We start from the raw sequence: 25,354 nt of genomic DNA on the forward strand, positions 1-25,354 counted from the left end.
TTTCCGTCGGCGCAACCGGAACGCAACTCTGTTCGGGAGCAAGCTGCCGGCGGGCCGGCGTTCGAATCGCCAGCCCGCCCTTTATTCGAGGGATGGTTTCAATCAATTGAACGCGTTGGCGACGTGCTTCCAGATCATGGCGATATTCAACACGGCGTCGTGCAGGACGGCCCGATCGAATTCCTCGCCCGACACGGGCGCCTTGTCGGCGGCAAACACTTCGTCCAAGCTGATCAGATCATCCGAGTCGTAAGGGATTTTTTTCGGCGGCACGATCACCGACGACAGCGCGAACGAGCCGCGGGCAATGGTCATCATTTCGTTCCAGACGTCGTGATCCTTGTCGAGGTCGGGTATCGCCGGTTGAAAAGTCATTTTGAATTTGGCATCGACCTCGCGAACCTTGGCGAGAATGTCTTTCGCCGACAACTTACTCTGGAGAAAATCCTCCTTTTCAAAAAAAGTGCCGATTTTCTTATCCCAGCGCGCTTCCAATTGTTTGTGAAGTTTGCCTTTGTAATTGGTCAACACACGGCCGTCGCAGTGGCACGGCATACCGGCATCGGCGATGAAATGACTGAGCATGAAAAGAAAAGTGGCCACTTCTTCCTGCCGGGCCAAGGTGTTTTTGTCGACATCCCCGATGAAAGACACTTTACCTGGCAGATAATCCTGGATTTGCTGATTGCCCAGAATCAACAAATCCTTGATCGTGATCGTCAACGCCATTGCGCGGTTGGCCAGATGTTGTCCGGGACTCGGATCCGCTTTATACGGCGTCTGCCACCAGGCACTGTCCAGCGATTGATCCTGCCGCAGCAAAGCCGTCACCTGCCGTTCCGAGCCCAAATCCTCCAACAACTTCTCTTTCTTCACGACGAACTTTTTCTTCAGGTCACCGAGATACGGCACCATCTTCAGGACGTGATTGTCGAGGTTCCCGCTTCCTTTTTTCGACTCCTGCAGATCGGGAATCCAGGCGCCGACCGCCGCCGCTTTCGCATACGGCTCGATCAAATCGACAAACCATTGGTGCGATTGGCTTCCTTCGTCACGCAGCAGCGCGATCGCTCGCAATGCCAGCCAGGTATGAGCTCGCTGTTTCATTCAAATACCCCCTTTTACCGATGGTTAGATCAGGCCTTCCGGATGAAAAAAATACTTGGTGTGATATCTGCCTCTCAGGATATATTCCAAGTAACTATTTCTGACAAGCGGCCGTCCGACCCGCCGACGGGCGATGGCGGTCGACCGGAAAGCCGGCGCGAAACTTGTCGCTCCGAAGGGTTCGTGATAGCCTCACGGCCTCAAATGAAAATCGTTTATCTCCATACCGATCCGCTTCCCTCGCCGATGGCCGGCAGCGTCTTTGCCTTGTCCACCGCCGTCGGCCTGGCCAAGGCCGGTCACGAAACCGTTTTGATCATGCCGCGGAACCGGCGGACCGTCGCCGAAGCGCTGGAATATTACGGCGTCAAACCGCCGGAGAATCTGCGCATTCTGCTTCCCGCGCCGCCGGCCATCGAACTGGGTTCGTGGCGGATCGCTTATTCGCGGCGATTCTTCCGGGCCGCTTTCAAGTTGCTGCAAACCGAGGCGGTCGGCGCGGACGGGATCATCGTGCGCACGCTGACCCTGGCTCAATACCTGTCGCGGCACGAGTTGCCCGCGCCGCTCGTCTACGAAATGCACGACTGGTACGCCGACATCGAACGCAAATGGAGCGGCGCCGAGTGGATGATCGACGGCAAAAAGCTACGGCGCGAACGGTTTCTGCAAGCGGTCGAGAAAGAAACGATCCCGCGGCTGGCCGGGGTGATCGCCTTGCGCCGGGCGACGGGCGAACTGATGCGGCAGTGCTATCCAGCGGCCCGGGTCGAGGTCGTGCCGACCGGGCTGGACGCGCCCGCCGCGTTGCCCGCCGTCAGCGCGGAACCGGTGGTCGTCTACGCCGGCCAGCTTCACAAGCACAAGGGGCTGCAACTGCTGTTCGAGGCGCTGAAACTGGCCCCCGACCTGCGGGCGATCATCGTGGGCGGCGGCGACCCGCTCGCCGACCTCAAGGCGGAAGCGGCGCGGCTCGGGGTCGAGGCTCGCGTGGAGTTCACCGGGCACGTGCCGGCGGCGGCCGTCCGGGAGCACCTGTCGCGCGGCCGGGTCGGCGTGCTGCCGATGCGCGATTGCTTTTTCAACCGCGTGCTCACCTCGCCGCTGAAAATCATGGAGTATTACGCGGCGGGGCTGCCGGTGGTGACGGTCGACGCGCCGGTGACGCGCGAGGTCGTCGAGCCCGAGCAGACCGGTTTGCTGGCGCCGTTCGACGATCCGGCGGCGCTGGCGGGGGCTATGCGGCGGCTGTGCCTGGACGGCGAACTGCATGCCCGCTGCCGCGCCCGCATCGAACAACTCCTCCCCGATCTTTCCTGGACCCGGCGCGGCGAGCGGATCGGCCGCTTTCTGACCGAACTCGCCTCGCCTCGCCCCGGATAAACGATGCCCAGTCCAACGCTGTCCGCCGCCGGCCGCTTCCTGCGCACCTATCCGCTGACGATCGTCGCGTTCGCGGGCGGCATCGCGGGGCTGGCGTGGTTTCCACGCTGGCTGGCCGACGACGCGTTCATTCTTTTTCGCTATGCCGACAATCTGGCGCGCCACGGCCAACTGACCTTCAATCCCGGCCAGACGCCGGTCGAAGGTTATACGGGCATCCTGTATCCGCTGCTGCTGGCCGCGTTGCGCCTGCCGGGAATTCCGGCGGATGTCGCCGGACCGTGGCTGCTCCCGCTGTCGACCTTGGGCGGCGCGCTTTTCCTGGTCTGGATTTTCAATCTTTTGACCGCCGGCGAAATCGTTCGCGGCGGGTGCGTTTTACTCTATTTTTCCTACCCGCTCATTTACCTGCACAGCGCCAGCGGCATGGAAACGATGCTCTTCACGACCGCGATGCTCGCCGCGATCTATTCGTTTCTGCGTTTGTTCTCCGATCGCGGGAAATTCCGCCATCGCGAAGCGTATTTTGCCGCGGCCTTGCTGATTCTCGGGCTGGCCCGGCCGGAGGGAGTGGCGTTCGCCGCCTTCCTGTTTTGCGCCGCGCTCGCGACTTACCGGAAACTGGGCCGCGCGACCCAACCGTTGTGGAAGCGGGTGCTGCTGTTTTTCATCCTGCCCGGGGCGGCCTATTTCGTCTGGCGGTTTTCCTATTACGGCCACCTGCTGCCGAACACCTTTTACGCGAAGCGGCACGCGGCGGGCTGGAACCCGGCGGTCTGGTTGAATCTGCAATCCTTCTTTTTCGAATTTCTCTTCCTGCCGGCCGGCGGCATTCTCCTGGGTGCGGCGTTCCTGATCGCCGGCCGGCAATCACGTCCAGAAACGCCCGTCGCATCAAGGGAATCCGGGCTTTCCCTCGCGGCGGCCGCCGCGGCCATGCTGCTGTTCGCCGCAACGCTGATCCTGACCTATGCGCGCGCCGAACTCTGGATGAATTTTTTCTTTCGTTTCTGGATGCCGCTGCTGCCGCCGGTGATCGCCCTGCTGGGCGTCACGCTCGGCCGGGCCTTTTCAGGGCTCGGCAGGTCGCCCGAGCGCGCTTCAATCCGCCGCTTTTTATTGCCGGCCTTCGCCGCGGTGATCCTCGGCGGGCAACTGGTTCTGAATCTTCAGGCCTTTCCCGTCGAAGTTCGCTATGCCAGGGATTACGCACTGCTGCACGAGGAAGAGCATCGGCCGGCCGGCCGGTATCTGCGCGACCAATTGCGGCCCGATCAGACCGTGGCCGTGTTCATCGACGCCGGGCGGATCCCTTATTACGCCGACCGGCCCGCGATTGACTTCGGCGGCCTGAACGACCCGTTCCTGCCGTTTTCGCCGCGCGATGCGCAAACGCTCCGCGAGTACTTCTTTCGCCGACAGCCGGCGGCCGTGGCGGCCACCAGTTTCGCCTGGGATCACCTGGCCGGACTGGCGGAATTCATGCCCATCGCCGCGGACGCGCGTTTTCAGAGCTATCGCCTGGTGGAAAAATTTCGCAGCCGGTCGCCGATCACCTGGTATCTGTTCATCTATCGGCGCGAGGAACCGGTCGAATAGCCGGGATTATTTCTTTTTCGTATACAACACTAACCGCTGGCCGGGCTTGAGCGATTCGGAATGCAGACCGTTCCAGCGCTTGATGTCCTTGACGTTCAGCCCGTGCCGGTGCGCAATGCTCCACAGGTTGTCGCCCGAACGCACCCGGTAGCTGATCCGCGAACCGGAACCGGCCTGCTTTTTCCCGACCTTGGCCGTCATCGCCGCGGATTTTGCCGCGTCGGCCCCCGCCTCTGCGTTCAGTTGAGCGGGTTGTTCGTCTTTCGTCGCCTGCGGAGTCACGTCAAAAGTGACGGTCATCAAGCTGGCGATTCGCCGGCCGGAATTATCGGTGGTGATCGCCATTTGCCGCCGAATCATCGGCGCGGCGAATCCCTTGGGCGCCCAGTTGGCTTGCGCCAGGATGACCGGCGTCGAGGGCGGGAAGCGGCGCGCCGGGAGGCTCAGCGGCCCCGGAACTCGCGAGACGCCGCCACGGCAGGCGACGCGATAGGAGCGGCCGGCGCGGATGCTGTTGGAGCGCAAGCCGTTCGCCCGCTTCAACGCGGCCACGGAGGTGTGGTACCGCCGGGCGATTCCACCCAGGGTGTCGCCTTTACGGGCGCGATGATAGGTGTAGAAAGTCGGCGGCTTGACCTTACCGGCCGCCAAGAGGATCGGATAAGCCCGCCGGCCCAATTCCTGGGCGCGCGGATTGTAGAAACGGACGTGATAATGCGTCGCATGCCCCCGGGCATGCCGGACGATCGACTGTCGACTGCCGTTGGGGTACTGGAAGATCGTCGCCAGCCAGGCGGGATCCTCGCCGATGGAAAGCGCGTACTCGTAAAGCTCGCGTTGGATTCGCGAGTCGAGCAGAATGATTTCGATATCCGCATGCACCACGAAGGCGCGGACCAGGGCCCAGTTGCGCGGCAGGTCGAAGGTGCCGTGGTTGCCGGGCGTATACCAGGGCGAACCGTCGGTGAAGTAGAAACCGACATCCGCGTCACGACCCGCCTGGTGACTGACGTGGCGATTGAGCCGGCCGCCGTCCTCGTCGCTGATGTCGCCGAGGTTCAGCGGCGGGGTATTGGGAAACGCCTCGTTGACCGTGGTGATCGCCGTGCGTAAGCCATCGATTGTTTCCTGGGTGCCCCAGGTTTCCCGCGGATTGACGATGCGCCACCGCGGGTCTTCCGGCATTTGCATTCCGCCCATCAAAGCGCCGCTGTTGGTGAAACCGATCGACATGGCTCCCAGAGCCGTCGGGTTTTCCTGCAACAGTTTTTGGAAATCAGCGTCGCTTATATCGGCGAAAGGCAATTCGGTTGGAGAAAGCAGGGAATAGGGAGATGGATTCGTGGATTGGAGACCGTCGGCGATGACTCCATCTTCGCCTTCGTCGCTGGCGGCATCCCCTTCTTCGTCGTTAATGGCCAGCGGAATCGTCTCTACGGTTGTCGCCTGATCGATGACGGGGGGAGTATCCCCGGCATCCTCATCACCGTCTTCCTGACCGTCGTCCTGGTCGCTCTCATCGGGTTCCATCGCCAGGGCGGTCGAAACGAACACCAGCGTCACCAGGAAAATACTTAGATACCACCACCAGTGTTTCCGGGTCATTCTTACCTCCGGGGGGTCGATCCGGTCGACCGGGCTCCTCCCCTTTCCCAATGCCTCCAGAAAAATTTGATCGAATATAGCATTTTTAATGCGGCAATTGCAAAGAGACTTTTTCTTCAATGATTCTGAGAAGTTGAATTAGATAAAGGCGATTTTCCGGGTAAAATTGGCACTATCCCTGGTCCAAAACTTCCCGCACCTTGTAGGTCAGGGTTTCGATCGTGAAAGGCTTGGCGATGAAGTGGGTCTTTTCGTCCAACACCCCGTGATGACCCAGGATATCCTCGGTATATCCGGACATATAGAGGATTTTAAATCCTTTTCGCAGAGTGGAAAGCTTTTCGATCAATTGTTTACCGTTCATCTGCGGCATGATGACATCGGTTAAAACCAGATCGAGCCGCCCGTCGTACTTTTCCAAGACCTCCAAGGCCACTTTCCCGTCCTCGGCCTCGAGAACCCGATAGCCCTGCCGCTCCAGAATCCGGCAGGCCAATTGACGGACCATCGGTTCGTCCTCGGCGACCAGGATGGTTTCCGACCCGCCTGGCAGAACTTCAACCTCCTGCTTGACCGGCATCGGCTCGACCGCCGAAACCCGCGGTAGATAGATGCGGAAGGTGGTGCCGATGCCAAGCCGGGATTCCACTTCGATAAAGCCGTTGTTCTGCTGAATGATCCCGTAAACCGTTGACAAACCCAGTCCGGTGCCCTTTCCCACCTCCTTGGTGGTGAAAAACGGCTCGAAAATATGCTTCAGTTCCTCTTCTGCCATCCCGACGCCCGTATCGGTGATGGAAATCCGGGCATAGGAACCCGGCAGACGATCCTGACTGTCCTCGCAATCGCTTTCGGTCAGCACCACCGGGTCGATCCGGATCATGACCATGCCGCCGTCCGGCATGGCATCGCGCGCGTTGACGACCAGATTGACCAATACCTGCTCCATCTGGCCGACATCCAAATGCACGAAGCACTCCTCGGTGACGGGCTGGATCATCAGATCGATGTGTTCGCCGATCAAGCGTTTCAACATCTTGGTCGAGTCGCCGATGATGGTATTGAGATTGACCGATTGCGGTTTGATCATCTGCCGGCGGCTGAAAGCAAGAAGCTGTTGGGTGATGTTGGACGCCCTTTCGGCGGCCCGGCGGATCTCACCGGCGGTTTCCCGCATCGTCTTGGGGTCGAAATCCGGGTCCGTCAACAGGTCGGCATAGCCCAGGATGCCGGTCAGAATATTGTTGAAATCGTGGGCGACGCCGCCGGCCAGCCGGCCGATGGATTCCAGTTTTTGCGCCTGTTGCAATTGTTCCTGCAGCCGCTCCTTTTCTTCCTCGGCCTGCAGTTTCCCCGTGATGTCATGGCCGACCATATGGATGGCCGGCCGGCCCTGATAATCGGTCGGGATCATCGACAATTCGACCACGATTTCCTCGCCGTTCAGGCGCGTCAGACGAACCTGAAGGGAATCGAGGCTGGTCGCATTGTTTTTCAAGGTCTTCAGAACATTGACGATGCGACCGCGCTGTGTTTCCTGAATGTAATCGGCGAAAGCCCGGCCGATGAACCGCGTCGGGTTGTCGTCACCCAGCAGGCGGGCGCCGGTGCGGTTGATGAAGGCGATTTGTTCCTCATGCAGCACGACCACGAGGCTGGGCGCGCTTTCCACCAACAGCCGGTACCGCTCCTCGCTCGCGGCCAAGGCGGCTTCCGCTTTGCGGCGGTCGGCGATTTCGCGGTTGAGCTGCTCGTTTCATTTGCTGATCTGGGCGTTCAATTCCTCCAGCGAATCATTGGACGCGACGAGCAAATTCACCAGACGTTTCAACTCTTCTTCGGCTTTTTTACGCTGGCTGATATCGCGCACGATGGAGAGAATCACCGTTTTTTGCTGATATTCGATTTGCCGGTTGTTGATCTCCACCGGCACCGGGTTGCCGTCCGCCCGGATCAGCGTGGCTTCGAAAACCTGCTGACCCTGAAGCTCCATTTCCTGCATGTGATGGGCGATGTCCGGCTGGCATTCCGGGGAGCCCAGTTCGGCCATGGTCTTGACCCACAGTTCCTGGCGGGAAAAGCCGAGCAACGTGCAGGCCGTTTCGTTGACGGCCAGGAAGGGCTGGTTGACGCCGTGGATGAAAAAGGCGTCGGCGGCGCTTTCGAACAGCATGCGATACCGCGATTCCGATTCGGCCAGCGCCAGCTCCGCGCGCTTGCGCGAAGTGATGTCCAGGTAAACGCCGATAATGCCTTGAATGTCTCCTTGGGGTCCGACCAGCGTCGAGCGGCTGAGCAAGACTTCCCTAGTGGCGCCGCTGGCCACCACCAGGGTGGTTTCCGTCATTTCCACACCGGGGTGAGCCAGCAATTCCTCGTCTTGTTCTCGCAGGGTTTCGGCTTGTTCCAAAGTGAATAATTCGAAGTCGGTCTTGCCGATGATTTCTTCGCGGGTCGCGTTGAGATGGCGGAAAAACGCGTCGTTGACGATGACGTAACGTCCTTCGGCGTTTTTATAAAAAACCGGATTCGGCAGGGCGTCGAAGACGTTTTGCAGAAACCGGATCTGATCTTCCTTCTCCTGCTGCCTTTGTCGCAAATCGCCAATGTTCTTGAATTGACCGATGACCCCGATGATGTTGCCGCCCGTACCGCGCAAGGGGAAAAAAGTCGCCCGGTAGGGAATTGCGCCGGTTCGCGGGTCCGGGAGGTCGTAATCGCGCTCGAGGTGGCTTTCGCCCATCAGCACCCGATGGACCGGACACTCATGCCAATCGCAATGCGAACAAGGAAAAATCTCGTGGCATGACTTTCCGACGATGTTTTCCTCCGTTTGGCCGGCGATCTGACAAAATTGTTTGTTCACCCGAATGATCCGCAACTGCCGGTCGATGATGCTCAAGCCATCGGCGGTGTTTTGCATGATTTGATCGAGGGCGCCTTCGGCGCGGGCGGTCGCTTCCTGAGCGGAAAATTGCGCCACTTGTTCGCGACGATTGTAGCGAATAATCAGGAAAAGAATAATGACACCCGCGATCCAAACCAACAAATGGGCGATCGCGGACTGTTGCAGATTGAACCGATGAATTACCGTCAACGACGACATGTTCAGCGAAACGCTGACCGCGCCGGCGATCTGCGATGAGCCAGATCCCAGATGTTCATGGCAACGCCGGCAACTTTCGCCCGCCGGCATCGGACGAACCATGCGGAAAAAGGGCGTCCCGTTGAGATCCACTTGTTCGGCCACTTCCGCCGCGCCGCCCGCCAGGCGATGCAAGGCATTCGTTTCCCATTCGTCGGCCTGATTGACCGGATTGATCGGATTGAGCGCCACCAGATGCACCCCGGCCGCGCCGGCTCGCGGCTTCTCCTGCCAGACAATCCGCATCATGTATTCCGGATTGATCAAAGTCAGGGTCTGGCCATCGGTGGTAGTCAGATCGCGATCGTCGACATGAAGAAACGGGTTGGGACTCGGGGAGCCTTTTCCTTCCAGGGCGTAAACCCCGCCGACGCCGGCGCTCCAGGCATGGTAGGCCAGATCGCGTTCGGAAGCGGCGACCGCTTCATTGTAGGCGATCTCCCGGCAATCGGCCTTTTCGGCCCACAGTCGCAACAAACCGGACAGCACCAGAATCAACGTCCATCCCAGAATGAGATAGAAGAACGTCGACTTGGAAAAGGTCCCGATTTTCTGTTGCGTCACTCCAAATCCCTTATTTTCGTTTTGACCTCATAACGCCGTTGGAAAAGTAGCAAATTCCGTGGTTTTCAGAGGCAATCACATGCGGAGTTTGGTTTTCCCCCTTCCATGGTGTTAATCTGATCGACACCTCAGCGATAAAAGATAAGCGAAAAAATACTCAACAACGTGAAATATCAAGAAATTCCAACAGCCTTATTCATCGCGCCCCGGAAGTGGTTTTCATGCTTTGACTTGCCGCAAAGGGAAGTGTACTTTCACTGACACGGAGAACTCTGCAACCGGAGAACAAATGACTCAAATGGACTGGATCGGCGTCGGCATCCTTGCGGGTTCATTGGCTCTTTTGGGGATTTTCCTGCGTTTTCGCTTCATTCGGCAGCATCCGGTCCTGCTGGTCAGTTTTATCGGCAACCCCGGTCTGGTCGGCGTTCTGGCCGCTTTTGCCTTCTGGTACCGCGACAATCCGACCTGGGGCACTCCGCTCTGGATCGGCGCCATGTTGCTGACCGTTCCGACGGCGTTGACGGTCATGATCGTGGCGCCAAAGGCTTATTTCAAGCAAATTCAAGCCGAAATCGACAAAATGCCGCCTTCGGAAGCCGCTGAAAGCGCCGCACCGGATAAAAAGTAGCGTCATTTCCCGGAATTGAGCCAAAATTTCGACGAATGATTGCCTGCGGGGCGATTATTTCATTCCCGGCGATAGATTTCGGCCAGCAGTTGTTTGGCTCCTTTGACCACCTCGTGTTCCGGGGGACCGCCGGCGATGATTTCCTGTAGGAGATCGACGGCGCGTTTTTTATCGCCGAGACGAACATAAAGGCGGGCTGCGTTGGCCTTGGCAAAAAGCGCTTCCTCGCTTTGCGGGTACTCCTGAACGATCGACAAGTATTCCCGCAGGGCCGGGGTAAAATCTTCCTGCGAAAAGTACAAATCGGCCAGGGTGAGGCGGGCATTGCGCACTACACTTGGGTCTTCGGTTTGTTCGGCGATGAGTCGCCGCAAGATCGCTTTCTGTCCGTCCACATTTCCCGACTCGCCGTATAGATCGGCCAACAATTGCATCGCCCGCACGGTAATCCGGTCATTGGGATAGCGCTCGATGATCGACTGGAATTGCGTGATCGCGGCAGCCGTCTGGCCTGCGGCGCGTGTCACTTTAGCCAATCCCAATTCGGCCTCTATCGCCGCGACCCGATCCGCCGCGAAAGTCGCGCCGACGAATAAAAAGTCTTCCCTGGCTTTGGCCAGGCGGCCCGCTTGCAGATCCAATTGAGCACGGCGCAAATAAACCGGCGCCATGGCCGGCGTTTCGCCGTAAGCCTGGATCAGCAGCGCCAACTGTCGGTCGGCGCCATCCCAATCCAGCCGTTGGACGAAATGCTCGGCCGCATTGAGCCGCAACCGGATGGGCAACGACGGGTCGGCCGGCGAATGCCGGACCGCGCGGTCGACCAATGCCTCGAACTCAGCCATCCGATCGGCGGTTAACGACCAATTGGCCCAATCGGCAAGCACTTCGCCGGCGATCGGTTGGCCGGAAGCAGCGTCGCTCGCTTGTTTGAAATAATCGCCCGCGGTTTGCGGCTGCTGCAACGCCACGCTTAAATTCGCCAGGTCGAGCAGGGTCCGAGCGCGGGTCGGCGGCGCGATTTTGTTTTCGGCCAGGACGCGGCGGAAAGTCGCTTGGGCTTCAGTCAACCTACCGGCTTTTTGCTGCGCCCGCCCCAATCCCAGCAAGGCTTGCGCTTTCTGCTCGACGTCGGACGCGAAGCCGAGGGCCGCCTCGAATTCACCGGCCGCCTCGTCGCGCCGGCCGATCCGTTCCGCCCAATCGGCCAGTCCGAGATGAATGGGATAGGCGATCGCCGCACTGCCCTTCACCTCGGAAATCAAATCGGTCATTTCCTTTTTCGCCCGCGGGTAATCGCCGCCCTCTCCGTACAACCGCACCAATTCCGTCGCCGCCATGGCGCCATCCGCCGAACCGGGCGAACGCCGTAGCACTTCGCGATAGACCTTGGCGGCCGCGTCAGGATCGCCGCTCTGCACCATCAATTCCGCCAAGCCCATTTCCACCGGACCGGACTTGGCGGCCTTGGTTTCATTGGCCATCTCCAGAAAGATCGCTTTGGCGTGTTCGACGTCGCCCTGTTGCAAATAGAGTCGCGCCATTTCCGTCCGCGCGCTTCGCCGGACATTCACGTCGGCGGTTTCCGTGAGCGCGCGGCGATAAACCGTCATGGCTTCGGCGATCCGGCCTTGCGCCCGATCGATCTCGGCAATCCCTTTTTCGGCCTGCCAGCGAGCCACGGGCAGATGCCCGTACTGATCCGTCATCGATTCGAAGGTTTTTTGCGCCTCCGCGAAGCGTCGTTCCGCCAGGAAAGATTGGGCGGTTTTTTCCAAAGCCGGCCAACGCAAATCGCTCTCGACCGGTGTTTCGATCGCTTGCCGATAATACTGGCGGGCCGCTTCATAATCCTGCTTTTCCATGGCCATCCGGCCCAAGCCCAGCCAGGCATCAAAGCGAAAACGCGGGTCGATGCTTTGCTCCCACATCCGAAATATTTTTTCCGCTTCCGCCGGATTTTGGCTTTCCAACCGGACGGCCGCCAACGTGGCTTCCAACGAATGCTTCAGCGCCGCATCGCCGAATTGGGCGATCCCTTCGGTCAACACGGCGGCGGCATCATCCCAATTTCCGCTCCGACGGAACAAATCCGCCAATTGCTGGTAGCCGTCGCGCCTGACGATCGGGGAAATTTGCGAATCGACGGTAAGCTCGCGGAATGTTTGCCGCGCCTCTTCCGTTTTGCCTTGCGCCTTGAAAACCGTCCCCAGGCCCAGCCGGGCTTGTCCTTTGAGATCGGGATCGGGAACCTCGTTCGCCAAATTGCGATAAATCTCCAAAGCCTCATCGAACCGGCCGACGCCGGTTAATTCGGCCGCTTGATCCAAGGAGGCATTCCATCGCGCCAAAACGCTGTCGGGAAAGCTTTGTTCCATTTCCCGCATCAGGGTTTCCGCCGTCGCTTCGTCCCCCTGCTGCCGATAAAGACGGATCATCGACAGATAGGCATCCACCTTTTCCTTTTCGCCGAACGGCAATTGCAGGATTCGCCGATAGTCGGCGATGGCTTCGTCCGGATGACCGGTCATGATCATCAGCGAAGCCAGGCCCTGGAAAGCCGCGCCCTGGACGGCGGGAAAATCGACGAATTCCTCGGCGGTCAATTGATACAAGCGTATGGCGTTGTCCGGGCGCTTGCCGGCCGCGGCGATTTCCGCGAGCGCCAAAAGCGCTTGGGCGCGTTCGGCGGGGTATTCCTTTTGGTCGGCGATTCGCCGGAGCAGCGTTTCAGCGGTCGCATAATCGGCGTGTTGCCGCAGGATTTCGGCCCAATAGAAATCTGCGGCGAAAACCTGTCCCGGGTCGCCGCTGATCGCGTTTCGCCAGCGAGTAAAAACTTCTTCGGCGTCCACCTGTCGGTTCCGGTTCATGAGGAGGGAAATCAAGGAACGATTGGCTTCCGCCAGGTTCAATTCGTTGTCGGACGACGAGACGATTTTTTCATACCCGGCGATGGCTTCGTCCGACCTGCCCTGTCGAGCCAGGATCGACAGCAAAGCCAACTCGGCGGCATCGACCTCGGCCGGATGATCCGGGTATTTCTTTTTCAGATCCGCCAGAATTCCCCGCGCCCGGTCGGCCTGCCCGTTTTCCGCGGTTACCCGAATGATCGCGGTCAAAATCGACAAACGAGGTTCCGCCTGTTCGGCGAGCGACAAGGCTTGCTCGTACTCGCGGATGGCTTGCGGGTAATCGCGCTGTTGTTCGGCGATCAGTCCCAAGCCTTGCCTGGCTTGAAAAGCCACCGCCGAACCGTCGCCCGGCGAATCGGCCAACACTTGTTGATAAATGGAAATCGCCTCGCTGAATCTTGCCAGGCTGAAATAGCTTTTCGCCAGGCCCAATAACGCGCGAAGGGATGCCGACTGATCGACTGATTGCCGGGAGAGAGCAAGAAATAGCTCCGCCGCCTCCGTGGCTTTTCCCGCCTGAAGAAAATATTCGGCGACCGCCAGGCCGGTGCTTGCCAGCACATTCGGATCATCGGCGTATTCGCTCTGAATTCGCTCCTGGACCTCTCGGACTTTCTTCTCGCGGTTCAGTTGAAAATAGATCTTCAGCAACGCTTGCAGGCCTTCCAGGCGGATCTCCGGACCGCCGCTGTCGGCGATGGATTCGTAAATCCGGATGGCGTTTTCGATATTTCCATGCCGATATTGCAGGTCGGCCAGCTGCAAGCGATTGGAAAAACCCTGATCCGGGTTGTAGGGAATGCGTTTCAGCAGTTCGGCATTGATCTGGGCGACCCGGGTCAGATCGCCCTTGGACAAATAGTACTCCTTCTTCTTTTCCAAGGCTTGAGCCAGCCAGAACCGCGTCCCGCTTGCCGCTATTTCATCGATTAATTGGAGTGCTTGACCGGAATTGTTTTGTTTCAGCAAATTATCCGCGAGCCAGAACTTGACAGCGAGCCGCAATGAAGAATCGATGCCCCAGTTATTCACCCATTGGTTGAAGTAATGGCGTTCCTCATAAAGTCCTTCGCGTGCCCTGAGGTCCAGGGCAATTTGCTTTACGGCCTCAAAAACGATGGCCTGATCCTTTGAAAAATCGGTAACCCGACGATAAATCCGCATCGCCTCCGCAGTGCGGTCCAAGGCTTGCAACAATCTGGCTTTCGCCATGAGCACCTCGGCGAACGGCGACGGCGCCGCGGCGAAATCCTGAAGCAGCCGGTCGTACAACTCCATCGCTTCCACCGGCCGCTCGGCGGCGATCAACGCTCTCGCCCGCAGAAGCAATAGGTTTTTGAAATAAATTCCCGGCGGACGATTCGCCATCCTCGCGTCAATGCGGGCAATCGCCTGATCCGGCTTTTTCTGCAAGAGGTCCAATTCGACGAGCCGTGCGGTGAGGTCGAGCCAACGCAAGCCGTGATCGTGATCGGCCGACAACAATTCCTCGAGCCGGGCGCTGGCTTCCGCGTAACGGAACCAGCTTTCCAGATAATTCGCCAAACAAAGTCCGGCGGAGATCCCCAGGGCATCTTGCAAATGTTGTTGAAAAAGAAGCTGTAGTTTGTCGAACGCCTCGCTATTTTCCTCGACGCCGTTCAACATTTGGCATTGGACCAGGATCTCCGCTTCGGTCGAAACTTCCTGATTTTCAGGAAATCGCTGCTTTATTTCAGAAAAAATCGCCAGCCCGTCTTCCGACAGGGCCAACGATTTGTTCAATTCGACCCGAAGACGTTCGAGACTGATTTGGGCCAGCAGACGAGGCCCGGTGATTTGCTTTTCAAGTCGAACATAATAGGTATCGGCGTTCGCGAAACAACCATGGCGATAAAGGTACTTTGCTCCGGCAAAGGATTCCCAGCCGATGGTTTCGCCTTGGTTGATCGGTGTCCGCGTCTGCTCCGCCAGCAATTCCCGCGCCAGCGAAAAGTCGCCGTCGGTCTTGGCCAATTCAACTAATCGTAACCAGGCTTCCGAAAGCAGAGGATGGTCGCTGTATTGTTGCGTCAGGCTCCAGATTTCATTTTCGGCGGCCCGGGTTTTACCCAACGCCGCCAGAATATCGGCATATTCCAAATGCATCTGAAAAATCGAGGTGAAAATGTAGGCATTGTTGAGCAGGTAGAATTTCCATTGGGGGCCCAGGTTGTTCAACTTCTGGTTTAGATAATTATTGACGCTGATGATAGGCCGACTTGGCTTTTGCTCGACCTTTTCTCCCACGGGGTCTACCTTCTCGCAAAGCAAACCATCCAAAGAAAGTTCTTGCCCCAAAGACTCTTCCGCCATGGAAATAAAGCCGCTTCGATAAGTTTCGCTCGTCCCACGCCAGAAAATGATGTCCAATAAAAACACCCAATTAAAAATCGCGAAAAAAAGGATCGCCGGAATTGTCGTCCGCCGGTGGCGCCAGAACATCCCCGGGAAATGGGATAAAACCCGCCAAACGAACAATAGAACTCGAACGATTTTGGCGACAAAAGCCACTCCGGGACGAATCAACAATCCCCAGATGATTTTTCGGAAAATGAAATCGCCAAAGCCAAACAATCGGCTCCTGATTGTTCTCGCGGTTTGAAAAAATGCCTCGCGGGAAAACTTCACGCCGGTGAGATCGGCCCGCCGCAGATCCATGCCGATCAATCGCGCCTTGGTAAAATCGGCCCCGGAAAAATCGCCGTCGGTGATCCTCGATCCAATCCAGCGTGAACTTCCGGCTTTCAATCCGCTCGCCTTGGCGCCGCCGAAACAACTCACGACAATTTCCGCGCCCGAGAAATCCGCGTCGACAAGCGTTGCGCCTTCCAAATTAGCCTGGTGAAGCAAAGCGCCGAATAACCGCGCCCGACTCAAATTCGCTCGCGACAGATCGGCACCGGTCAAATTGGCGCCGGTCAAATCGACCTCGCTCAGGTCGGCGCCGCTCAGGTCGGCCAGGGTCAGATTCACCGCCGCCAGTTTGGCCCCCGAGAGATCCCGGCCGGCCCATTGGACGCCCGCCAGATTGACGCGCTGCAGGGAACCGTTGCGAAGCAGCTCTGACTGATCGAGCGCCAGGTTGAAATCGGATACCGTCAGTGAAGGATTCGGCAGCGTTTCACTCAAAGCCCGGCGAAAGTCAGCCGCGCCGAAATGGCCGGCTAACAATTTTTTCTCCAGTTTCCGCCCGGCTTTCTTATCACCCATGCAAGTCTCGGCTCCCTGACTTTGCCCACCCACTTCGGAAAGCATAACGAGTCGGCGGAAGGAAAGTCAAAGCATTCCGCGAAAAAACGAGCCTCATTCTCCACCGCGGGATTAGCCCCCGCCTTGCGACACCGCCGCTCGCCTGAGTATGCTGCTGCCATGAGTCAAAGCCGCCGCCAGCTCGCCATCGTCGTCCTGCCGCCGGGTCCGGTTGACCGACCGCCCCTGGGACCGGCCTGGCTGGCGACCTATCTGCAAACCCAGGGATTCGCGGTCGGCGCGCTCGATTGGAATCTTCGCGAGTACCGGAACGCCGCCGAAAACGATCGGCGGCACTGGGACGCGATCGGCGCCGACTCGTTTTCCGGCGACACGACGCGGTTTTTCCTGGGTTCGGTCGGCCGCGTCGCCGAGGCGATTCTGGCGATCGATGCCGAAATGCTGTATCTGCCGCGAACCGAAGCAAATCAGGACATGGTTCGCGAGGTCGCGCGCGAAATTCGCCGGCAAGCCCCCGATCGACCGCTGCTGGTCCATGACGTAACGGCTTTTCTCGACACCGAGCGCATCATCTGCGACCGGCTGGCCGATTTCATCATCCTCGGCGAGCCCGAGGAAACGGTGACGGAAATCCTGCACCGGCGCTTGAACGTCGCTTCGTGGGATGCGCTACGCGGCGCTCTGCCGATCGATTCGCGCGGCGCCGGCCGCTTCATTCCCCGCGAACCGCAACGCGACCTGGATGCCCTGGGTTTCCCGAGCTTCGAGGAATTTCCGCCGGCCGATTATTTATCGGGCGCGCTACCGATCCGTTCGAGCCGCGGCTGCTGCTATCGCTGCCTGTTCTGCGGCGAGCAGCCCATCGAAGGCCCGTACCGCCGGCGCAGCCCCGAGCGCGTCGTCGCGGAAATGGTTCAACACCGGAGGCGATGGGGCGTCGAGGAATTCGTCTTCGAGGATTTGGTTCTAGACAACGATCCGGCGGCCTTGCTGGAGATGAGCGATCGCCTGGCGGAAAGCCGCGGGGGTTTTCGCTGGTCGGGGCAGTTGGCGCCGCGGGAAGATCTGCCCGCCGAGGCTTTCGCTCGTTTGGCGGCGGCCGGTTGCCGGAAACTGACCTTCGGCGTCGAAAGTTTTTCCGACGACCTGCTGACGGCGATGAACAAGCCTTACACCGGCCGCGCCGCGATGGAAAACATCCGGCAGGCGCACGCCGCCGGCATCGAAACCCGGCTGAATTTGATCGTCGGTTTTCCCGGGGAAACCGACGCGGATTTTCTCGCCACGGTTCGGGCGTTGCACGAGTTGCGCGATTGCCTGGACGGCGTGGATCGGTTGCAGCCTTGCCGGCTGTTGCCCGGCAGCCTGTTGGCCGCGCAAAGCGAGAACTGGAAGCTGACGGTCTCATCGGATCGCGATCCCGACCAGTGGTCGCACCGCGGCTACAACAACCTTGTCTGGCGGCAAAAGCGCGCCGCCGAATTGGCGATCTGGATCGGCGGGCTGAATCTCGATTTCGCTTACGACCGCCTGGTCCCGCCAGAGCACCCGTTCCGGCGCCTGGAGCAACCCATCCGGCGACGCCTGGCCGAAAAAATCGCCCTGGCGCCCGAGGCGGTGCTGGTGACCTTACCCCCCTGGGGCTTCGAGAATCCGCCGGTCGGCCTGGCTTACCTCTCGACCTACCTGCGCGCCCACGGGTTCCGGACCGCCGTGCTCGATTTCAACATCCGGTTCTATCGCGCCGTGCCCGAAAATCAGCGCCTGTTGTGGCACGTCGAAAACAAGAATTTCTGGTCCGACGAAAAAACGTTCCCCGTCGTCCGGCACCTGCTGCAACCGCTGCTGGACGAGGCCGTCGCCGAACTGGTCCGCCTCGCGCCGCCGCTGCTCGGGTTCAGCGTCGTCGACCCCAAAGAACGCATCACCCTGGAAGTCATCAAGGCCTTCCGCCTCCGCAACCGCACCACGCGCATCCTGCTGGGTGGGCCGGCCTGCTTTACGCCGGAATACCGGCAAATCTTTCTCGATGAAGCGGGCGACCTGATCGACGGTTACTGCATCGGCGAGGGCGAAGCGACCTTGCTGGAAGCCTTGCGCCGCACGCTGGCCGGCGAATCGTGGCGCGACGTTCCCGGCCTGCTGACCTTGGACGAAAAACGCGCCTGCCGGTTCACGCCCCGGCCGCCGCTCGCCGATCTCGACGCCCTGCCCGCGCCGACCTACGATGAGTTCGATCACGCGCTGTACCCCGGCGATTCGCTGATCCTCGAATGGTCGCGCGGCTGCATCGGCAACTGCACCTACTGCAAGGGGCGACAGATCAGCGGCGATTTTCGCATGCGCGGCGCCGCGCACATCGTCGCCGAGTTGAAGCGCCACGTCGAAAAACACGGTTACCGCCGCTTCACCGTCGCCGACAACCTGCTTAACGGCGATCCGGAGATCCTGGCGGAGATTTGCGAACGCCTCATCGCCGACGGCCTGGAAATCCGCTGGAACGGCGAGGCCATCCCCCTGCCCGCGATGACGCGCGACCGGCTCGCGCAAATGGCGCGGGCGGGCTGCACCGAAATTCAATGGGGGTTGGAATCGGCCTCGCCGCGCGTCCTGCGCCTGATGGGCAAAAGCCGCTTCTTCACCGTCGAACAGGCGCAACAAGTCATCCGCGACTGCCACGAAGCGGGGATCAAAACCTGCCTGTTCATCATCGTCGGGTTCCCCGGCGAGGAGGAAGAGGATTTTCAACAGACTCTGCGGTTCATTCGCGAAAACGCGCCGTGGATCGACCAGATCAAGAGCATCAATTCGATGCACGTCATCACCGGCACGGCGATCCAGGTGCACGCCGAACAATTCGGCCTCGAACTGCCGGCGCGGGATTATCATTATCTGTGGCGCTCCCGCGACGGCCGCAACACGCCCGCCGAACGCAACCGCCGGATTCGCGAGCTGCTGACCCTCTGCCGCGCCATGCAAATCGAGGTCCGCGAGACGAACCTCACGGAGGGCAAACAAGCCGGCCCCGCGATCTCCCCCGAACTTCCTCTCGACGAACGGGCGCAACGGCTGCTCGCGGAAATCAACAACCTGCGCAGCTTCGCTACCGATGGCACGGAAGCCGGCGACCGAGCGGGGCCGTTGGCTTGCGGCCATGCGACGCCGGCGGAAGCCACGGTGGAACTCGAACCGCCCGCGCCGGAAGAGTTCGTCGCCGCGAACCGGGCGCTGGCCGGCGTGCTGGACGGCGCGCGGGTTTTCGCCGGTCCGGAAATCCTGGAAATCGACCTGACGAATTTTTGCAACCTGGATTGCGTGGGCTGTTGGAATCACTCGCCCTTGCTCGGTGACCGGCGTTTCACCGGCGAGGAAAAGCAGCGGCGCCTGCCTCTGGAAATGGTCGAAAAACTGATCGACGACGCGGCCCGCCTCGGCGCGAAGGAAGTGCAGCTTTCGGGCGCCGGCGATCCGCTTTGCCATCCCGACGCCCTGGCGATCGTGCGCCGCATCAAGGAACGCGGCCTGGCTTGCGCGCTGATCACCAACGGCACGCTGTTGACCGAACGAGTCTGCCGCGAACTGGTGGCGGCCGGTCTCGACCGGCTGACGGTCAGCGTCTGGGCCGGATCACCCAAGGTCTACGCCGCCGTTCACCCGAACCAGTCACCGAAAACCCTCGCGCGGATCAAGGAATCATTGCAACTCCTGCATCGGTTGAAAGCCGAGGCCCGCACGTTTGCACCCAAAGTGAAGGTTTACCAAGTGGTCTGCCACCTGAACGCGGCGGACGTCGCGGCGATGGTGACCTTCGCGGTCGAGGCGCTGGCGGAGTTCATCGAATTCACGCCGATCGACGTCGTGCCCGGCGCGACCGATTCGTTGGCGCTGACCGACGAGGATCGGGAGCTGATCCTGCGCCAGCTGCACGATCTGCCCAAGCGGCCCGACTACCTCGAACTGGACCCGACGCGCGGCGGGCGCCGGCCTGACGCCGACGGCGAAGGCCTGGAGTTCGCGCGCTTCATCAAGCAAAGCCTGCTGCCGAAGGGTTTCCGTTACGAGCTGGACGACATCACGCGCTTCGACGTGCTGTGTCCGCGCAAGGAATGGCGGCTCGACGTGCGGGAAGACAACCTGGTCGAAAACGCCCTGCTCTTTTTCTACCCGCGGGAGGAATGCGAACGCTGTCCGCTGCATCCGCAATGCGCGATCGACAAGGCGCGCTACGCGGTGAAGGTCGAGTTCACCAGTTTCCTGGGGTACGGTTCGTTTTTACGGCGGATTCAAAGCCGCGCCGCGAGCGGCTACGACGCCGGCAAAATCGACGAAGTGCCGTGCAGCATCGGCTGGACTTACGCCCGCGTGAAAACCGACGGCTCGGTCATTCCATGCTGCAAAGCCGACGCGCTGCCGCTGGGTAACCTGCGGGAAACGGATTTTCCGACCGTCTGGACGAGCGCGGCCTATGCCGAATTCCGCCGTCGCGCGCTGAGCACTCCGAAAAGCGACCCCTATTTCCGGGCGATCGATTGCTATGCGGCCTGCGACAACCTCGGCCATAATCTGGCCGTCGCGGAACGATTGCGCCGCTTTACCGCGGCCGAAATCGAGCGGCTGAAAAACCCCCGAGTCTACTTCCCGATTGAGCGGCCGTGAAAACCGCGTTGAGAAAACAATCCACTACGCCGATACTGAAAAAATGAGAAACGCGCTGATTCTGCTGGCGGTCTTTCTGACCGCGTTCGGCCTCTACCACTTGTACCGGTTCATCACCGCGCCGCCGTACCTGCCGGTCGCGGCGGCGCCGATCGATCCGAGCGGCGAGCCGCGCCAGGAAAACCTCGACGGCAGCGTTTCGTTTCCGCTGCTTTTCGGCAAGGGCCGCGGAATACTGACGGTCATGGCGCGCTACGACATCGCCGCGCGGGTCGAGGGCGTCGAACACTATTACCAGAAGCCGCAGGCGGCGATCGCCCCCGACGACATCTGCCTTTCCTGGGGCCGGCTGGCGACCGCGGATCGCCAGGGCAAGATCCGCTTTTCGCAGAGCATGCGCTGGTGCCGGTATACCGTGGATTCCGGCGCTCCCTTCGAGCCCGGTTACGTCACCACGCACGCCGCGAACGTCCATCTGATCTACGCCAACGACGACCTGCGCCGCGCCGTCGAGCGGCTCGACCAGGGCGATCTCGTGCAACTGACCGGCTACCTGGTCTACCTGGACGGCTCCTACGAACGTTCGCCCTATCACTGGCATTCCAGCCTGAGCCGCGACGACAACGGCAACGGCGCTTGCGAACTGCTGTATCTTCTGTCGCTGCGGCAGGACGATCGCCTTTACGGCGAACCGGTCGAATTTTAAACGATCAGCTCTTTTTCGGCGGCGGGCACGGGACGCGGCGCGACCGGCGGATAGCGGTACCACAGGCCGTGAATCATCCCGAGGCCGTAAGCGATCGGATTGGCGGCCAGGATCGCGTAAACGGTCGCGAACAGATCGGGACGCTCGTTACGGCGGCACAGCAGCCAGGCCAGCGGCGCCACGGCGGGGAAATACAACGCCGGCAACCAGCAGATCGGCCACCGGAAGCCGAACGGGAGCAGCAGCAAGGCAAGGAGCAGCAGCGGCGGCGCCAGGAACTTCAGCCGCCAATGGTCGGGGTGCTTGCGAAGAATTTGCGTGCGGCCGCGCCCGTACAAATAGACGTTGCGCAGCCAGGAACGCAGGTTGGCGCGCATCTTGTGCTCGATCTCGGCGTCGGCGAGGTAGACGATCCGGCCGCCGGCCCGCGTCAGGCGATGGTTCAACTCCGGGTCCTCGCAGACCAGGCGGAAATTTTCGTCGAACCCGCCCGCCGCCAGTACGCGCTCGCGGTCGTAACAGATGTTCAACGTCGGGATGTGCTCGACCGGGCGATCCGCGCCGAAACGCATACCCTGAACGCTACCGTGGCTGCCCCAGAAGCTGTTGAGCGTGATGCCGATCGCGTCGAGAAACGGCCCCCCGCCGCGCACCGGCCGATTGCCGCCGCCGACCGCGACCAGGCGCGAGTCGCCGGCCCGGTGGCGGTCGAACCCTTCCACCAAGGTGCGCAACCAATGCGGCGGGCAGATGACGTCGGCGTCGGTGAACGCGATCAGCGGTGTGACGGCGGCGCGCAGGGCGGCGTTGCGCGAGGCGGCGATGCCGGGCACGGGTTGAATGACCAGCCGGAGATTCGCCAGACGGGCCTGCCAGTCGCGCACCAGATCGCGCGTGCCGTCGCGGCTGCCGTTATCGACGACCAGGATCTCGAATTCCGCCGCCGGCAGGGTTTGCGAGGCCAGCGAGGCGAACAGATCCGGCAGGTTGTGCTGCTCGTTGAAGGCCAGCACGGCGACCGTGATCCGTTTCATGCTGGCCGCCGGCGGCGCAAATAGCGCAGGTAGGCCCATAAGCCGCGGACGCTGCGCCAGCCTTCGCTCGGCCGGCGGATCGCCTGCCAGAGCTTGCGCGCGATGTATTTCGGCCGGAAATGAAAACGCCGGTAGGCCATTTCACAAAACGCCCACTGCGCGTCATGCGGCAAACCGGGCAAATCGACCACCGCCGCATGATGGCCGGCGGGCGTCAGCCAGGCGCGAAAATCGCGGGTAATCAACAGGCCGTTCGATTCGGCCCAATGAAAAGCTTCGGTGCCCGGGTACGGGAAAACCGGATAAAACTGCGCCGAATCGGGTTCGAGCGCCACGGCGTAGCGAAGCGTGCGCTCCATCGACTCCCTCGTTTCACCGGGAAACCCGACCATGAAACAGCCGTGAACCAGCAACCCGGCCCGCCGCGCCTCGCGCATGAACTCCTCGGCGCGCGTCCGCGTGATGCCCTTGCGCATCTCCCGCAACGCGGGTTCGTCGGCCGACTCGAAACCGACGGCGCAACTGCGCAGGCCAGCGCGCACCAGGGCGCGAATCGTCTCCGGCTTCGTGTTGACGCGCAGATTGGCGAAGAACGGCAGCCGGATGCCGCGCTCGATTTTCAAGCGGGCGATCGCCACGGCGCGATCCTCGTCGGCGGTGAAGGTGTCGTCCTCGAAGACGACCTCGCGGACCGCGGGCATTTCGCGGGCGATCCACTCCAGTTCGCCGACCACGTGCTCGGGGCTGCGCGCCCGGTAGCGGCGGCCGTGCATCACCTGCGGATAGAGGCAGAAAAAGCAGTTGTTCGGGCAGCCGCGACCGCTGATCAGCATGACCATCGGGTGATGGGCCAGACTGAAATAATAGGATTGGATCGACAGATGGTTCCGGTAGATCGGCGCGATCCACGGCAGATCGTCGAGGTTTTCGAGCGGCGGACGCGGGGCCGTCGCCCGGTACCCCGCCTCGTGCGGAATCGAGAGCCCGGCAACCGCCGCCAAGGGCTGCCCGGCCTCCAGGGCGCGCGCCAGTTCCAACGCCGTCCAGTCGTATTCGCCGAGGAGCGCGCCGTCGAGCGACGAGTCCGCCAGTGTATCGTCGGGCAGCGCGGTGACGTGGGTGCCGGTGAGAAAAACGCGGGACCGCGGCAGGCGCTCCTTGAGCCGCGCGGCGAATTCGCGGTCGGCGGCGATCGACGGCGTGCTGGTCTCCACCAGCGCCAGGTCCGGCTCCCAGCGCGCGAGCCGCGCCTGCGCCGCCGCGAAATCCGCGCCGGCCGCCGGCGCGTCGTACAGCAAAACCGTGAAGCCTTCGCGTTCCAACAGCGCCGCCGCGTGCGCCAGCCAGTAAGGGTAATACAGCACGTTGCTTTTGATGACGCCGGGGCTGCGCTGCGAGCGCGAGAAACGCGGCAGATAGGGCGGATTGATCAGGGCAACGCGCATTGCCCTAGTCCTTGCCGAAAATCTGTTCCGGGTCGTGGCGCGGATCGCGGCCGGACGGTTCGGCGGCCAGCAAGGTGGTCAACATGCGCTGCAGGCTCGCCAGGAGGGCCAACTGCACCGAGAGCAGAAAGAAAAATCCGGATAGCGCCACTTGCGACCAGTGCGCCGCGATGCGCCCCGTCCACAAATACTGCGCGGCCGGTTTGAGCACGAGCGCCAGCGAGGCCAGAAACACGACGCCCGCGACGGCGAGCATCGCGTCGGACTGCGTCAGGCGATACACCGCCCGATAAAACGCGCGGTGTGGCCGAATCCACGGATTTTTCAGATCGACCACGCGCTCGGCCACCATGCCGACGCCGAAAATCAGCAGCCCGGCAAAGCCGAGGACAACGATCGCCAGTACGCGGTAGATCATCCCCTCGGGTACCCTGCCGGTGTGCCAGTAGGTGAGCAGGAGGCCGGCCCCGAAGTACAGCAACGGCAACAACAACAACAGGCCGAGCGAGCCGAAGACCCGAAACGGCCGGTAGGTGATGGCGATGTCCAGGATGATGCGCAAAAAGCGCAAGCCGTCGCGCAGCGCGGAAAGCTTCGATTCGCCGACCCGCTCGGCGTAGGGCATCGGCATTTCGCCGATTTTCAGTTGCGGATCGAGCACGGCCTTGCAACTCATGGCGGGCGTGAAGTGCAGCCCGTCGGGCAGCGGGTACAACCGTTCGAGGCTGGCCCGGCGCACGACGCGCATCCCGCTGGCCGAATCGGAGATGCGGGCGTTGGCGATGAAGTTGATGACCTCGGCGAAAATCCGGTTGCCGATCCGGCGCACCGCGGGCATGCGGCTGTCGGCGCTGAGGCGCGAGCCCAGCACCACGTCGAGGCCGTCGCCGGTCAATTTATTGATCAGTTCGATGAAAAACAGCGGATCGCAGGTGCCGTCGGCGTCGAGAAAGCCCATCAGTTCGGCGTCGGAATACGACCAGCCGAGCTTGATGGCGGCGCCGTAGCCGCGGTTTTTCTCGTAGCGGATGAGCTTGATCCGGTCGGCGTACTCCATGGCGATCGCCGGAGTGCGGTCGCTGGAGCCGTCGGAAACGACGGTGATCCGCACCTCGTCGACCGGCGTTTTTTCGACGATGAGCGGCGCGGCGGCCAGGCAGCGCTCGATGATCGCGCGGATCGCCTGTTCCTCGTTGAGCGCCGGAATGACGATGAGGAATTTCACGGCCGTCTCCTCGCAGGCTGTTGAAAAAGTCCGTCCTGGCCTTTTTCAACCGCGCTCAACAAAAAGCGTGGTTTTTCTTTCGCTTCATTTTCGGCAACTTCGGAAGTT

General features: G+C 60.9%; 13 protein-coding genes. 5 read left to right on the forward strand and 8 right to left on the reverse strand.

Translation table 11 applies throughout. The annotated features are described in order from the left end of the window. Positions 1-102: 102 nt before the first annotated feature. Positions 103-1,107 carry a hypothetical protein gene (locus tag GX444_13140; protein NLH49525.1) on the reverse strand — a complete coding sequence of 335 codons (1,005 nt, stop codon included), beginning with the start codon at positions 1,105-1,107 and terminating at the stop codon, positions 103-105. A 204-nt stretch (positions 1,108-1,311) separates the two neighbouring features. On the opposite strand from GX444_13140, the gene GX444_13145 reads away from it, so the two are divergent. Both GX444_13145 and GX444_13150 read left to right on the forward strand, forming a co-directional pair. Then, entirely contained in the window at positions 1,312-2,490 is a 1,179-nt protein-coding gene (locus GX444_13145) for a glycosyltransferase family 4 protein (GenBank protein NLH49526.1), read from the forward strand. A gap of 3 nt (positions 2,491-2,493) precedes the next feature. Then, positions 2,494-4,089: a hypothetical protein gene (locus tag GX444_13150; GenBank protein NLH49527.1), complete on the forward strand. Its 1,596-nt coding sequence runs from the start codon at positions 2,494-2,496 to the stop codon at positions 4,087-4,089. Between the two features lie 6 nt (positions 4,090-4,095). On the opposite strand, the gene GX444_13155 is transcribed toward GX444_13150, so the two are convergent. The 3 genes from GX444_13155 to GX444_13165 form a co-directional block, all read right to left on the reverse strand. Further along, a complete protein-coding gene (locus tag GX444_13155; protein ID NLH49528.1) occupies positions 4,096-5,694 on the reverse strand; it encodes a LysM peptidoglycan-binding domain-containing protein in 1,599 nt (532 codons plus the stop codon). A gap of 172 nt (positions 5,695-5,866) precedes the next feature. Continuing rightward, positions 5,867-7,399 carry a response regulator gene (locus GX444_13160; GenBank protein ID NLH49529.1) on the reverse strand — a complete coding sequence of 511 codons (1,533 nt, stop codon included), beginning with the start codon at positions 7,397-7,399 and terminating at the stop codon, positions 5,867-5,869. 51 nt (positions 7,400-7,450) lie between these two features. Continuing rightward, complete coding sequence (locus GX444_13165) at positions 7,451-9,403, reverse strand: PAS domain S-box protein (protein ID NLH49530.1); 1,953 nt, start codon at positions 9,401-9,403, stop codon at positions 7,451-7,453. 289 nt (positions 9,404-9,692) lie between these two features. Between GX444_13165 and GX444_13170 the strand changes: the two genes are divergently transcribed. Further along, entirely contained in the window at positions 9,693-10,034 is a 342-nt protein-coding gene (locus GX444_13170; protein NLH49531.1) for a hypothetical protein, read from the forward strand. A gap of 59 nt (positions 10,035-10,093) precedes the next feature. On the opposite strand, the gene GX444_13175 is transcribed toward GX444_13170, so the two are convergent. Next, positions 10,094-16,180 (reverse strand): tetratricopeptide repeat protein, encoded by a 6,087-nt coding sequence (locus GX444_13175; protein ID NLH49532.1) that lies wholly within the window; start codon positions 16,178-16,180, stop codon positions 10,094-10,096. 159 nt (positions 16,181-16,339) lie between these two features. Between GX444_13175 and GX444_13180 the strand changes: the two genes are divergently transcribed. Together GX444_13180 and GX444_13185 are read left to right on the forward strand one after the other, a co-directional pair. Beyond that, positions 16,340-20,836: a radical SAM protein gene (locus GX444_13180; protein NLH49533.1), complete on the forward strand. Its 4,497-nt coding sequence runs from the start codon at positions 16,340-16,342 to the stop codon at positions 20,834-20,836. A 43-nt stretch (positions 20,837-20,879) separates the two neighbouring features. Continuing rightward, positions 20,880-21,542 carry a hypothetical protein gene (locus tag GX444_13185; protein ID NLH49534.1) on the forward strand — a complete coding sequence of 221 codons (663 nt, stop codon included), beginning with the start codon at positions 20,880-20,882 and terminating at the stop codon, positions 21,540-21,542. Here GX444_13185 and GX444_13190 read toward each other — a convergent pair. From GX444_13190 to GX444_13200, 3 genes are read right to left on the reverse strand one after another with little or no spacing between them, the layout of a single operon-like run. Then, positions 21,539-22,576, reverse strand: coding sequence for a glycosyltransferase (locus GX444_13190; protein NLH49535.1), 1,038 nt, complete (start codon positions 22,574-22,576; stop codon positions 21,539-21,541). The genes GX444_13185 and GX444_13190 overlap by 4 nt on opposite strands. Then, positions 22,573-24,021 carry a radical SAM protein gene (locus tag GX444_13195; GenBank protein NLH49536.1) on the reverse strand — a complete coding sequence of 483 codons (1,449 nt, stop codon included), beginning with the start codon at positions 24,019-24,021 and terminating at the stop codon, positions 22,573-22,575. The genes GX444_13190 and GX444_13195 overlap by 4 nt, the downstream gene beginning before the upstream one ends. A gap of 4 nt (positions 24,022-24,025) precedes the next feature. Continuing rightward, entirely contained in the window at positions 24,026-25,246 is a 1,221-nt protein-coding gene (locus GX444_13200; GenBank protein NLH49537.1) for a glycosyltransferase family 2 protein, read from the reverse strand. Positions 25,247-25,354 lie beyond the last annotated feature (108 nt).

The sequence above is a fragment of the Myxococcales bacterium genome, assembly GCA_012517325.1.
In the GTDB taxonomy this organism is placed as follows: Bacteria; Lernaellota; Lernaellaia; order Lernaellales; family Lernaellaceae; genus JAAYVF01.